The sequence below is a fragment of the Nocardiopsis exhalans genome, from assembly GCF_024134545.1.
GTDB lineage: Bacteria > Actinomycetota > Actinomycetes > Streptosporangiales > Streptosporangiaceae > Nocardiopsis > Nocardiopsis exhalans.
The window spans coordinates 1,681,308-1,693,122 of sequence record NZ_CP099837.1; the positions used below are offsets into that span (position 1 = coordinate 1,681,308).

The following is an 11,815-nucleotide window of genomic DNA, read 5'->3' on the forward strand; positions in this document are numbered from 1 at the left end:
GGTTCAAGGATTATGGCTGAGGTCCTCGTCCTCGTCGACCACGTCGACGGACAGGTCAAGAAGGTCACCACCGAGCTGCTGACCGCTGCGCGCCGCATCGGCGAGCCCGCCGCGGTGTGGGTCGGCGAAGGTGTGGAGTCGGGCAAGGCCGCGCTGGCCGAGTTCGGCGCCGAGAAGGTCTACGTGGCTCCGGCCGAGGTGAACGACTACGTCGTCGCCCCCAAGGCCGAGCTGCTCACCAAGCTCGCCCAGGACAAGGGCGCCGCCGCCATCCTCGTCTCGGCCACCGCCGAGAACAAGGAGATCGCCGGCCGCACCGCCGTGAAGCTGGGCTCCGGTGTGCTCACCGACGTCGTCGACGTCAACGCCGAGCTCGTCACCGAGCACAGCATCTTCGGTGGCGCCACCGTCACCCACGCCCGCGTGCGCACCGGTGTGCCGGTCATCGCGGTTCGCCCGAACTCCGTCGTCCCGGAGGCCGCCGCCGGCGCCGCCGCCGAGGAGGCCGTCTCGGTCGAGATCTCCGACGCCGCCAAGACCGCCAAGGTCGTCGAGCGCGTCGTCCAGGAGAAGGGCGAGCGCCCCGAGCTCACCGAGGCCGCCATCGTGGTCTCCGGTGGCCGCGGCGTGGGCTCCGACGACTTCGCCGTCGTCGAGAACCTGGCCGACTCCCTCGGCGCCGCCGTCGGTGCCTCGCGCGCCGTCGTCGACTCCGGCTGGTACCCGAACCAGTTCCAGGTCGGCCAGACCGGTAAGACGGTCAGCCCGAACCTGTACATCGCCCTGGGCATCTCCGGCGCGATCCAGCACCGGGCGGGTATGCAGACCTCGAAGAACATCATCGCGGTCAACAAGGACCCCGAGGCGCCGATCTTCGAGCTCGCCGACTTCGGCGTCGTGGGTGACCTGCACACGGTCGCCCCGCAGCTGACCGAGGAGATCAACAAGCGCAAGTAGTACGAGCGCTTCGCGTATCCAAGCCAACGCCCGACCGGAGGAGACTCCGGTCGGGCGTTGGCTTTTCGGTGTGCGGCTGTCTCAGGCCCTGCAACTGCCTTCGGGCCAGATGCAGGGGGAGGAGACGTTGATCGACAGACTTCCGTGTGCGCTGGCCATGACATTCATGTCGAACTCGTCTTCAGTGTGCCGGGCGAAGCCCTGGCGCTTTCGGTTCGTGCTTTTCCAGGAGTGCTGGATGCGGGCGGGTGGGTGGCCGGGGAAGGCTCGTGGGGCATCAGGGCAGGTGATTTGCCCTATATGAAAGGTTCGGTGTGGTTTTCGGGGGATGCGTCCGGGTAGGTCCGGCGCACGAAGACCCAGACCGGAGGAGGTTCGGTTGATGCGGACGACGGTGCGGGCGGGGCGGCGCAAGGTGGAGGTCAGGCACGCCGACAAGTCCCTCTTCGGGCCCGGCGGGGCGACCAAGGCCGATCTGGCCGACTACTACGCGAGGATCGCGCCCCTGATGCTGCCGCTGGTCCGGGGGCGTCCGGTGGCACTGGAGCGCTACGTGGAGGGCATCGGCTCCCCGGGGTTCCTGGTCCAGCACCCGTCGCACCCCAAGTGGATCCGCACGGTGTGGACCTCCTCGGGACGGATGATGGAGTGCCAGGAGGCGGCCGCCCTGGTGTGGTGCGCTGACCAGGACGCCATCACCCTGCACACCTGGTCCTCGCGCACCCCGCGCCTGGGGCTGCCGGACCGGATGGTGCTGGACCTGGACCCGGTGGACTCGGGGGAGGACTCCTTCGACTCCTGCCGTGACGCGGCCTGGAACGTACGCGAGGTCCTGGGCGAGCTCGGCCTGGCCGCGTACGTGATGACCACCGGTTCCCGCGGCCTGCACATCCACTCGCCGCTCCGACCGGAGGTGGACGACCAGGACGTGCGAAGGCTCGCCAAGGCCGTCGCCGACCGCGTGGCCGCCCGCGCCCCCGACGAGTGGACCACCCGAGTGCGCAAGGCCGCCCGCCACGGCCGAATGTTCGTGGACTACCTGCGCAACGGCCCCGCCCAACTCGCTGTCGCGCCCTACTCGGTCCGAGCCAGACCCGGAGCCCCGGTGGCCACCCCGGTGACCTGGGAGGAACTGGACCAGCTCACCTCCTCCCAGGACTTCGGCATCGGCCTGGAACGGGACGAGTGCCCGTTCGCCGGAATGCGCAGACACGCCAGATCCCCGCGCCGCGCGCTCTCTCTCCTGGACGACAGAGAGGGCGGCGTGGTCCCCCAACCCCGCCCCGAGAAGGGGAAGTAGGGGAGAGCGAGACTGTCACGTACGGATCTGTGCGGGCCGGGGGTGAGATTCCCTCCGGTTACTCGGCGGGGGAGGTGTGGTCGGGGTGGTGGAGGGAGCCGGGCCCCGAAAGGCTTCCTGCGTTGTGTGCGGTTCCTCGGGTTCCCCCGTTTCCCGCCGCTCGATGGTTGCCGTCTGCGCTGCGCGCGTCAAGGTCGTCGCCGTCGCGGCTTGGTGCGGCTTGATGGCTCTTGATGGTTTCTAGTGGTCCTTGGTGGTCCCCGCGTTTTTGGGGTTTGGCGCCGGGGTTACCAGAGACCTGAGCGGTCGGGGACGAGCATCGCGTCGTGGACTGCGTCCCAGCGGACGAAGCGCATTCCGGCTCCCTCGTTGAGGTCCTGCACGACGGCGTCAATGGATTGGCGGTCGAACTCGTCGGTGAGTTCCTGGTCGCCGTCGCGGTAGTCGGCGATGAGGCCGGTCACGTACTCGCGCAGGGGGGTGGTGCCGAGGCGGGCCGCTGCCCGGGCCTGTTGTTCCCAGCGGGCGTCGTGGGGGATCCACGCCGCGATCACTTCGGTGGCGGTGGGGACGTACTCAGATGCGGCCATGCGGCCACCGTAGAACGAAAGGGGTTGGCGGGCAGGGGGATTCGTGAGGTGGGTACTGCTCAGCCCTCGGCTCCGCGGCCCGGGTCGGACACCGGTGCCACGGCGCGCAGCCCGGTGGCGGGTAGCCGGGCGCGAGAACTTGACGGGACCTGTCCGGTCAGCGTTTGCGGAGGACGATCAGGAGGTTCCAGGTGACGATCTCGCGCAGCAGGGGCACGTGGACGACGGGCTTCATCCAGGTGGGCAGGTAGCGGGGCCGCAGGTCGACGACGTCGACGTCGGTCCGCGCGCGGACCCAGCGGATCATTTCCCCGGCGTGGGCGGCGTACATGGTGCGGCCGAAGTCGTTCTTGGGTCGGCGCCCGTTCCTGCGGGTGAACCGCTCGGCCGCGTAGGCACCGCCCAGGTAGTGCCAGGGAGAGGTCTCGTGGCCGCCCCAGGGGGAGAGCCAGAGGGTGTAGGAGAGGTAGACGAGCCCGCCCGGGCGGGTCACCCGGACCATCTCGTCGGCCATGCGGGTCCGGTCGGGCACGTGCTCCAGGACATTGGAGGAGAAGCACACGTCCACGGTCCCGGTGCGCAGGGGGAGGTCGAGGGCGCTGCCCTGGACGGCGTTGGCGTCGGCCTCGCGGCCGTGCAGGGTCATCTCGTGCGCGTCCGAGTCCACGCACAGGCAGCGGGCTCCGGAGGCGCGCAGGGCGTCGGCGAAGTAGCCCGGACCGCCGCCCACGTCCACGACCAGTTTTCCGTCCAGGGGCGTGTAGGAGCGCAGCTGGTCGACGGTGTCGCGGGCCAGCTCGCCGTAGAAGAACGCCGGGTCGGTCTGCTCCTTGCGGAAGGCCGAGAACAGCCCCACGGAGCGGGCGAGGGTCGCCCGGAACGGCACGGTCCCGTCCGGTCGGATCTCGGTGGAAGTCATGTCCGCACCTCGATGTAGTGCCGCAGGTGCCGCCAGTGGTCGCCGCCCCAGTACTCGTCGGAGGCGGTGATCCGGGCCTCGGGGAGGAGCTCGGCGACGCGCTCGGTGCGCAGGGTGTGCATCCGCATCGGTGCCGGGTAGCGCAGGATCACCCGCTGGGCGAGGGCGACCAGGGGCCAGGGCGCGTACTTGAACACCAGACCCTTGAAGGTCCGCCGCTCGGACTCGGGCACACCGACCACCAGGGCGCCGCCGGGCCGCACGACGCGGGCGAAATCGCGCAGGTAGCCCTCGGCGAGGTCGGTGGGCAGGTGCTGGAGGACGAGGTCGGTGTAGACCAGGTCGAAGGAGTCGGCCTCGAACATCGACAGGTCCGGGCGCTCGTTCAGGACGAAGTCGATCCGCCCCTCGGAGCGGTCCAGGCGGCGTGCCTCCTCGAGCATGGGCGCGGAGATGTCCACGCCCACCACCCGGTCGAAGTGCGCGGCCAGGGCGTTGGAGAGCCGCCCGGCACCGCAGCCGAAGTCCAGGACGCGGCCGCGCCGGGGCGCGAGGCCGAGCTCGTCCAGGCGAGCGATGGCCGGGGCGATGTCCGAGCGGCCGGAGGCGAGGAACTCGTCGTCGTCCCACCCGCCGTCACGCTTGGCCGGATCCACGCAGACCGCCCACAGCGGCTCGGTGGAACCCAGTCGGGTCCAGTCGCGGCGGACTTGTTCGAGCCCCACCGACATCACCCCCACAATGCTTGTGACCACCCGTTGCCCACCACTCCGAACAGCTCTGACTGGAGCTTGTTCCTGTTCTGGGTGCGCTGGCCATCAGGACCTGCGGCAACGGTCAAGGAATAAAGTGGAACGTGTTGTATTCTGGCACCCATTTTCCGGGTTGGCCAACCTACGGCGGGGAGAGTACCCATGTCGCCTGATTCCCCCACTGCGCGAGACGCGGACGGCGGGGCGGCTCCCAGCGTACGTCGGGCGGTCGAGGAGCCGGACGACCAGGGCCCCACCTACGGCGACATCCTGCGCTCCTCCCTCAGGTCCCTGCGCGGACTCGGGCACGACCGCGTCCTCCAGACGGGGCTGCTGGTGGTGCTCGCCGCGCTCCTGCTCAAGGCCTACGTCCTGAGCGAGTCGTACTTCGTCGAGGACGACTACCTGTTCTTCGCGGCCGCGCACGCCAGCGACCTCACCCCCGAGTACCTGCTGGACCTGCACAAGGGCCACTTCATGCCGGGCGCGATGTTCCTGGTCTACCTCCAGACCGCCTTCCTGCCCTACGACTGGGTGACCTCCGCCGGCACGATGCTCGTGCTCCAGGGCGTCGCGGTGCTGGCGTTCTTCCGGCTGCTGTGGGAGCTCTTCGGCCGTCGCTGGGCGATCCTCGTTCCCCTGACGGTGTACGCGCTGGCCCCGCTGACGATCCCGGTCCTGGGCTGGTGGGCCGCCGCGCTCAACGCCGTCCCCTTCCAGCTGGCGATCGTGCTGGCACTGCTGTGGACCGTCCGCTACCTGCGCACCGACCTGCCGATCTTCGCCTGGTGGGCCGGGGCCGCGGTCGCGTTCGGCATGCTGTTCTCGGTCAAGGCGCTGTTCCTGCCGTCGCTGATGTTCGTGTTCGCGATCGCCTTCCTGTACCCCGGCAGCCTGTTCGGCGCGGCCCGGTACGCCCTCTGGCGGCACCGGACGTTCTGGTCCGTGCAGATCGCGGCCACCCTCGGTTACCTGGTGCTCTACCTGGTGCGGCAGGGCGCGAGCGACGGTACGGAGGGAGCCGGGATCCCGGTCTGGGAGCCGTCCGTGGAGATGGTTCGGCGGATGCTCGGGCAGGTCTTCCCCACCGGCGCCGTGGGCGGTCCCCTCGAGTGGGGGCCGGTCACCCCGGCGGGCGGCCTGGTCGAACCGGCGGGTGCGGTGGTGCTCGGCGCGTGGGCCGTGCTCATCACGATCGTCCTCGCGAGCCTGCGCCTGCGCCGCGACTCCTGGCGGGCCTGGGCGCTGCTGCTCGGCTACCTGGTGTTCGTCGACGCCATTCCGACCATCATCGCCCGCGGTCAGGCCCACGGTGGGATCGGCGCCGACCCGCGCTATGTCGCGGACGCCGCGCTGATCTTCGCCCTGGTGCTGGCGCTGGCCTTCCTGGCCACCCGTGAGGAACGGGCCCGAGACCACGTGAGCAACGCGGGGGAGGGGCGGCGGAAGGGGAACCGGGTCCAGATCCAGCACCTGTCCAGGAGCGCCGCGGCCGTCGTGGTCGCCGGGACGGTCGCCTACGCGGGTGCGGCCGGCTACTCCACCCACACCTACGCCCAGACCCTCAGCGGCGACCGGCTGCACCTGTACCTGGCCAATGTGCGGGCGTCGCTGGAGGACGTCCCGGAGGACGCCGGGCTGTACAGCCGCCCGGTGCCCACCGACGTCGTCATCGAGTGGAACGGGCCACGGCGGCTGAGTTCCTACGTGCTGCCTCCGTTGGCCGACGGCGACCTGGCCGAGCGCATCGCCGTTCCCCGGGAGGCGCCGAGTGCTCACGTGTTCGACGACGAGGGGAACCTCGTGGAGGCGGCACCGCCCGCCCAGTTCAACGCCTTCGTCCCCGCAGCGGACGAGGACTGCATGGACAGCTGGGACGGGCTGATGTCCTGGCCGGTGTTCGAGGTCGGTGGCATCGAGCAGGTCGCCGCGATCGGGTACGTCTCGCAGGAGAGGGCTGACCTGGTGGTGGTGGTCGGTGGCGAGGAGGTCCGGACCGAGCTCCCGGCCGCACCCGACGGCGGTTTCTGGTACGTGCCGGTCGAAGAGCGCCACGCTACGTTCACCCTGTTCACCGATGCGGCCAAGACCTGCGTGACCTGGGCTTCCCTGGGGCCGCTGATGCCGGCGAGCGAGGTTGGGGAGGCGGAGGAGCCCGACGAGGAGGACATCGAAGGTACCGGGGAGGACACCGAGGACGCCGAGGACATCGGCGAGCGAGCCGCGGAGGTCGACGGGGACCAGTGAGTCCGACCCCGTGCCGCGGTCGCCCGCCGCACGGGGGAGGTCAGCGTTCGGCCGGAGCCCTGCTCTGGTTCTCACCCTTGTCCAGGTTTTTGTCCCGGCCGCCGGAGACGAAGAACTTGCGCGACCACTTGCGAGAGGGCTCCTCCACCCAGCGGAAGGTGACCATGGCCAGCAGGATGCTGCCGATCGTCACCGGCACGACGTCCAGCAGGAACGACCCGGTGAAGATCTCCTGCCCGGTGAAGTCGCGCCACAGGTACAGGACGACGAACTGCCACAGGAAGACCCCGTAGGTGATCCTGGCGAAGAACAGCATCGCCCGGTGCCGCATCAGCGCGTCCAGCCAGGCGCCGTTCCGCCATGCCGCCGCCGTGCGCAGGGCGGGCGGCGGGCCGTCCGGGGCGGGCGGGGCCAGCGCCGCCGGGGCGATCACGAAGAAGGCGAAGCCGATGCTGGTGGCCGACTCGATGACGGACATCCACAGGTTGCCCGGTTCGAAGAAGCGGCCGCCCGCGGCAGGGGTGGCCTCCAGCACGTAGAACGCCGCGGCCACCAGCCAGCACAGGCCGGGTGAGGCAGCCATCGTCCGGCAGAACCGGCGCACAGGGCCGTCCGGGCCGCTCTCCCGCCAGGCCCACTCCGAGAGCGTGGCCAGTGCCATGCCCACCGCGAACATCCCCATGCAGCGCGGCAGCCAGGAGTGCATGTACTCGCGGGGCTCCGGGAAGTACTGCGGGATCAGCGCCAGGAACGACAGCACGGTGATGACGACCAGGCCGGTGATGACCCGGCGCCCGCGCGCGTCCACCGTCCTTCCGCCCCGTGCCCACAGGGTCAGGACCAGGGCGAACAGCGGTAGCGACAGGTAGAACGCGACCTCGACGGACAGGCTCCACATCTGTCCGAGGCCGTAGGGTCCCGGTCCGGCCCAGTGGGGGTCGGTGTTGAACGGGAAGGTCAGGGTCATGACCTCGAACCAGTGCCGCACCGATCCGAGGCGGTCGTCGGCCCACAGCAGCAGCGCCACCGCGGCCACCACCCAGTAGGCGGGGAAGACACGCATCACGCGGCGCCACAGGTAGGCGCGCACGCTCGGACCCTGAACACCGTCCAGTGTGCTGCGCGCCCAGGGGCGGTACAGCAGGACGCCGGAGAGAGCGAAGAACAGGGGGACGGCGAGCGCCCCGGCGCTCAGCAGTGCCCCGACCGGTCCGGGGGCGAGGGAGTCACCGGTCTCGGTGGACACGTGCACCACCAGGACCAGCATGCACGCGCCGGCGCGGATCCCGTCGAGGGCGTAGTGGCGGCCGTTCACCTGCGGAAGCAGGCGCGTGCGGTCGACGGCGGATGTTCGAGGGCTGCCGGAGGTGGGGTCCTCGGGCGCGGCGGGAATGGGCGCCATGGGGCCTTCCAGGACGGGAGGGAACCGAAACGCGTTCTACTAGAACGTGTTATAAAAATTCAGACACGCCCAGGTGACGTCGTTCACTACTGGGCAGTACTCTACCCGGAACTGAACCTAGTTCCAGATCTGACTCTCATCCGCCCAGGAGGGCACATGCGCCGTACCGTTGCGGTTGTTCTCATCGCGTTGGGGGTCTTCTGTCTCGCCCTGGCACCCATGATGCGTACGTGGGTGTCCAGTTCCCTGATGAAGACTCCGCTCGACTACTACAACCCCACCGTCAACGTCGGAGAGGTCACCTACTTCAACATCGAGGACGTCGAACTCGTCGAGGACGCCGACGTGGAAGCGCACTCGACCATCCGGGCCGACGTGGCCTCCAGCAGCGACGACGTGGTGGTGTGGGACCAGTTCACCTGGATCAAGGACGCTGACACCGACTTCGGCATCAGCTCCACCAACCGCCGGGCCGGACACGACCGGGTCACCGGGGAGCTCGTCGACTGCTGCGACGCCATGATCAACGACCAGTCCGTCACCCAGACCGGGCAGGGCTGGAAGTTCCCCTTCTTCACGGAACAGCGTGACTACGACTTCTTCGAGACCACCGTCGAGCAGAACGTCCCCATGGAGTTCGAGGGCGTCGAGGAGATCGACGGCGTCGAGGCCTACAAGTTCGTCCAGACCGTCGAGCCGACCGCGATCGACGAGCGCGAGCTCCCGCGCGAGGTCGCCGGACTGGAGGGCGAGGGCGACGTGGTCGGCGACGAGATGTTCTCGATCGTGCGGACCTACTGGGTCGAGCCGGTCAGCGGTTCTCCCATCAACATCAGCGAGGAGCACCACCGTGCCGTCGTCGTTGACGGCGAGGAGGTCCTGACCCTGCTCAGCGGTGAACTCAAGTTCGACGACGCCACCCGCGCCGCCGCCATCGAGAACACCGCGCAGGCGCGCGCGGTCCTGCCGCTGCTGCAAACCACCCTGCCGATCGGAGCGCTGATCGTGGGTGTCGGGCTCATCGGTATCGCGGTCGTCCTGCTGGTCACCGGCCGCCGCCCCCAGCACCACAACTAGAACCACCACCAAGGTCTTCGCGCGGCGTCCGCACACACGAAGTCCGCACACACGAAGCGCCCCGCGTACCTTCCCCGCACCTTCCCCCATCCACTCCCGACCCAGAAGCTCACCCCGGCCGGACCGCCCACCACCCCCAGGGGCGGTTCGGCCGCACACACTCGGACACACACCCGGAGGGGGTGCGCATGACCCCGACCACCAGCCCCGCCGACGCGACCGAAACCCGACCAGGGCGGAGCGCCGCCGCGGGACCGCGGCTCTTCCTCCTCCGGTCCGGTGCACTCGGCGGCGCGCTCATACGGGCCTGCCGCCCCCGCCAGTGGCTGAAGAACCTGCTGGTGTTCGCCGCCCCCGCCACCGCCGGGGTGCTCGGGGACCCCCGCACCCTGCTGCTGTGCGCCGCCGCCTTCGCGCTGTTCTGCGTGGCCGCCAGCGGCACCTACCTGCTCAACGACGTCCGCGACGTCCACCGCGACCGCGAGCACCCCCGCAAACGACGTCGGCCCGTCGCCTCGGGCGACCTTCCGATCCCCTTCGCCGTGGTCACGGGCGTGCTTTTCGTGGTCGCCGCCCCGCTGGCCTCGCTGGCCCTGGGCAACTGGCGGCTCACCCTTCTGTTCACCGGGTACGTGCTGCTCACCCTCGCGTACACGCACTACCTCAAGGACATCGTCATCTGCGACCTGGTCGCGGTCGCCGCCTGCCACGTCCTGCGGGCCATGGCGGGCGGGATCGCGGCAGGTGTGGAACTGACCTCGTGGTTCGTCATCGTGGTCTCACTGGCCGCGCTGCTCGTGGTGGTGGGCAAACGCGAGGCCGAACTGCGGACGGCGGCCGGCAACACCGCGACGGACACCGCCGAGACGCCCTCCGCTGCCCCCACCCGCGCGGCCCTGCTCGGCTACACCCACGGCTACCTTTCGCACATGCGCGTCATGGCCTCCGGCGCCATGGTCGTCACCTACTGCCTGTGGGCGCTGGAGCAGGGCGGCGGTCCGCAGTCGGTGTTCCACGCGGCCAGTATCGTTCCGTTCATCATGTTCGTCCTCCGCTACAACCTGCTCGTGGACCGGGGCGCGGGCGAGGAACCCGAGGAGATCGCGCTGCGGGACCGCCCGCTCCAGCTCGTCCTCGTCGCCCTCGTCCTCCTGGTCGGACTGGGGATCTACCTGTGAGCCGCCGCACCCTCCTCAGCGGTTGGGGCCGCACCGCCCCCACCGTCGCCCACGTCACGCATCCGCGCTCCGCCGAACAGGTCGCCGAGGCACTGTCCCAGGCCGGACCGCGCGGAGTCCTCGCCCGAGGTCTGGGCCGCTCCTACGGCGACGCCGCCCAGGCCGCGGGCGGGCTCGTGCTCGACTGCACCGAACTCACCGGACGGCCCCGCCTGGACACCGAACGCCAGGAGGTCACCGCGCCCGCCGGGACCAGCATGGAACGGATCATCGCGCACCTGCTGCGCCGCGGACACTTCGTCTCCGTCACGCCCGGGACCAGCCACGTCACCCTGGGCGGGGCGATAGCCGCGGACGTGCACGGCAAGAACCACCACGCGGACTCCTCCATCGGCGCCCACGTGCGCTCCCTGACCCTGATCACCCCCGACGGCCGGACGCGCCGACTCGGCCCGGACCACGGCGACACCGAACTCTTCTGGGCGACCGTCGGCGGGATGGGCCTGACCGGTGTCATCACCGAGGCCACCGTCGGCGTGCACCCGGTGGAGACCGCCTACGCCCGCGTGGACACCGACCGCACCCGCGACCTGGACTCCACCCTGGAGCTCATGGCGCGCACCGACCACGCCTACCGGTACACGGTCTGCTGGGTGGACCTGCTCGCCAAGGGTGCCTCCCTGGGCCGCGGGGTACTGACCCGCGCCCACCACGCCCGGCTCACCGACCTGCCCCTACCGCAGCGCCGCGACCCCCTGCGGCATCGGACCGCAACCTCGATGACGGTTCCGCCCGGAGTACCGTCGGGGATGCTCAACCGGTACACGGTGGGCGCGTTCAACACCGCCTACTACAACGCCGCTCCGCACCGCAGACGTGGCCAGGCCCAGCCGATCGGCGGTTTCCTCCACCCGCTGGACGCGGTGTCCGGATGGAACCGGGTGTACGGGCGCAGCGGGTTCGTGCAGTACCAGTTCGTGGTGCCCCTCGGCGCGGAGGACACCCTGCGGGCGGTGGTGGAGGGGCTCTCCCGTGCTGGGGCGCCCTCGTTCCTGGCCGTGCTCAAACGGATGGGCGAGTCCACCCCGGGGCCGCTGTCCTTCCCGCGCCCGGGTTGGACCCTCGCCCTGGACCTGCCCGCTGACCTGCCCGGCCTGGCGCGGTTGCTGAACGGGTTCGACGAGCGCGTGATCGAGGCGGGCGGTCGCCTCTACCTGGCCAAGGACAGCCGGGCCCGGCCCGAGACCGTGCACGCCATGTATCCCGGACTCGCTGCGTGGCGGGCCACGCGCGCACGTGCGGACCCCGACGGCGTGCTGATCTCCGACCTCGCCCGCCGCCTCGAACTCGCCTGACCCCCGCTGACTCCGTCCCGGACACCTCCAACCCCTAA

At 70.2% G+C, this 11,815-nt stretch carries 10 protein-coding genes; 6 read left to right on the forward strand and 4 right to left on the reverse strand.

Going from position 1 to position 11,815, the window contains the following annotated elements:
- Positions 1–12: 12 nt before the first annotated feature.
- On the forward strand, positions 13–957 hold the full coding sequence (locus NE857_RS07485; RefSeq protein WP_254420332.1) for an electron transfer flavoprotein subunit alpha/FixB family protein: 945 nt from the start codon (positions 13–15) through the stop codon (positions 955–957).
- A gap of 382 nt (positions 958–1,339) precedes the next feature.
- Positions 1,340–2,257, forward strand: coding sequence for a non-homologous end-joining DNA ligase (ligD, locus tag NE857_RS07490; protein ID WP_254420333.1), 918 nt, complete (start codon positions 1,340–1,342; stop codon positions 2,255–2,257).
- Between the two features lie 287 nt (positions 2,258–2,544).
- Here the strand turns inward: ligD and NE857_RS07495 are convergent, their stop codons facing one another.
- From NE857_RS07495 to NE857_RS07505, 3 genes are all read right to left on the reverse strand, one after another.
- A complete protein-coding gene (locus NE857_RS07495) occupies positions 2,545–2,847 on the reverse strand; it encodes a hypothetical protein (protein ID WP_254420334.1) in 303 nt (100 codons plus the stop codon).
- Positions 2,848–3,004: 157 nt separating this feature from the next.
- Positions 3,005–3,766, reverse strand: coding sequence for a class I SAM-dependent methyltransferase (locus NE857_RS07500; protein WP_254420335.1), 762 nt, complete (start codon positions 3,764–3,766; stop codon positions 3,005–3,007).
- On the reverse strand, positions 3,763–4,521 hold the full coding sequence (locus NE857_RS07505) for a class I SAM-dependent methyltransferase (protein WP_344013287.1): 759 nt from the start codon (positions 4,519–4,521) through the stop codon (positions 3,763–3,765). Before NE857_RS07505 ends, NE857_RS07500 begins: the two co-directional genes overlap by 4 nt.
- Positions 4,522–4,680: 159 nt before the next feature.
- Between NE857_RS07505 and NE857_RS07510 the strand changes: the two genes are divergently transcribed.
- Positions 4,681–6,765 (forward strand): hypothetical protein, encoded by a 2,085-nt coding sequence (locus tag NE857_RS07510; RefSeq protein WP_254420336.1) that lies wholly within the window; start codon positions 4,681–4,683, stop codon positions 6,763–6,765.
- 40 nt (positions 6,766–6,805) lie between these two features.
- Here NE857_RS07510 and NE857_RS07515 read toward each other — a convergent pair whose 3' ends face one another.
- Positions 6,806–8,167 (reverse strand): acyltransferase family protein, encoded by a 1,362-nt coding sequence (locus tag NE857_RS07515; RefSeq protein ID WP_254420337.1) that lies wholly within the window; start codon positions 8,165–8,167, stop codon positions 6,806–6,808.
- A 156-nt stretch (positions 8,168–8,323) separates the two neighbouring features.
- Between NE857_RS07515 and pgfA the strand changes: the two genes are divergently transcribed.
- From pgfA to dprE1, 3 genes are all read left to right on the forward strand, one after another.
- Positions 8,324–9,244, forward strand: a complete 921-nt coding sequence (gene pgfA / locus NE857_RS07520; RefSeq protein WP_254420338.1) for a cell envelope lipid trafficking protein PgfA — start codon at positions 8,324–8,326, stop codon at positions 9,242–9,244.
- 188 nt (positions 9,245–9,432) lie between these two features.
- The gene (locus tag NE857_RS07525; protein ID WP_254420339.1) at positions 9,433–10,422 is read left to right on the forward strand and encodes a decaprenyl-phosphate phosphoribosyltransferase; all 990 of its coding nucleotides are present in this window, start codon (positions 9,433–9,435) and stop codon (positions 10,420–10,422) included.
- Positions 10,419–11,777: an FAD-binding oxidoreductase gene (gene dprE1, locus NE857_RS07530; RefSeq protein ID WP_184370197.1), complete on the forward strand. Its 1,359-nt coding sequence runs from the start codon at positions 10,419–10,421 to the stop codon at positions 11,775–11,777. The genes NE857_RS07525 and dprE1 overlap by 4 nt, the downstream gene beginning before the upstream one ends.
- Positions 11,778–11,815: the final 38 nt, after the last annotated feature.

Bases quoted from the DNA above. Each gene is read 5' to 3' on its own strand.
- NE857_RS07525 (WP_254420339.1), top strand. From the start codon at position 9,433: ATGACCCCGACCACCAGCCCCGCCGACGCGACCGAAACCCGACCAGGG.
- NE857_RS07500 (WP_254420335.1), bottom strand. From the start codon at position 3,766: ATGACTTCCACCGAGATCCGACCGGACGGGACCGTGCCGTTCCGGGCG.
- NE857_RS07510 (WP_254420336.1), top strand. From the start codon at position 4,681: ATGTCGCCTGATTCCCCCACTGCGCGAGACGCGGACGGCGGGGCGGCT.
- NE857_RS07485 (WP_254420332.1), top strand. From the start codon at position 13: ATGGCTGAGGTCCTCGTCCTCGTCGACCACGTCGACGGACAGGTCAAG.
- NE857_RS07515 (WP_254420337.1), bottom strand. From the start codon at position 8,167: ATGGCGCCCATTCCCGCCGCGCCCGAGGACCCCACCTCCGGCAGCCCT.
- NE857_RS07495 (WP_254420334.1), bottom strand. From the start codon at position 2,847: ATGGCCGCATCTGAGTACGTCCCCACCGCCACCGAAGTGATCGCGGCG.
- pgfA (WP_254420338.1), top strand. From the start codon at position 8,324: ATGCGCCGTACCGTTGCGGTTGTTCTCATCGCGTTGGGGGTCTTCTGT.
- ligD (WP_254420333.1), top strand. From the start codon at position 1,340: ATGCGGACGACGGTGCGGGCGGGGCGGCGCAAGGTGGAGGTCAGGCAC.